1 protein-coding gene is annotated in these 734 nt (G+C 45.4%); it reads right to left on the bottom strand.

From position 1 onward, the window contains the following. On the bottom strand, positions 1 to 734 hold a 734-nt coding region (locus B5V81_RS08600; protein ID WP_244979461.1), incomplete at both ends, for an EF-Tu C-terminal domain-related protein.

The raw sequence follows: 734 nt of genomic DNA on the forward strand, positions 1-734 counted from the left end.
ATGATCTTAGAGACGATACCGGCACCAACAGTACGACCACCTTCACGAATAGCAAAACGAAGCTTCTCTTCCATCGCTATTGGCACAATCAGAGACACATCCATCGCAACATTATCGCCTGGCATAACCATCTCTGTTCCTTCTGGAAGCGTAACAATACCTGTAACATCCGTCGTACGGAAGTAAAACTGAGGACGATAATTCGTGAAAAAGGGCGTATGACGACCTCCTTCATCTTTCGTCAAAATGTAAGCCTCTGCTTTAAAACGCGTATGAGGGGTAACTGACCCAGGCTTCGCCAACACTTGACCCCGCTCAATCCCTTCACGATCAACTCCACGCAGCAGAGCACCAATATTATCACCTGCTTGTCCTTGATCTAAAAGCTTGCGGAACATTTCAACACCCGTAACCGTCGTCTTAGACGTTGGACGAATCCCGATAATCTCGATTTCTTCCCCAACTTTAATAACACCACGCTCAACACGACCCGTAACAACCGTTCCACGACCTGAAATCGAAAAAACATCTTCGATCGGCATCAAAAATGGCTGATCAACAGGACGCTCAGGTGTGGGAATATAATTATCAACCTCACTCATTAAAAGACGAACCGCATCTTCTCCAATGCTTTTATCCTTGTCCTCAAGAGCAGCTAATGCAGAACCCTTAACAATTGGAACATCATCACCTGGAAAATCATATTTGGATAAAAGTTCCCGAACCTCAAGCTC

This window comes from Bartonella queenslandensis (assembly GCF_018155095.1).
Classification (GTDB): Bacteria; Pseudomonadota; Alphaproteobacteria; order Rhizobiales; family Rhizobiaceae; genus Bartonella; species Bartonella queenslandensis_B.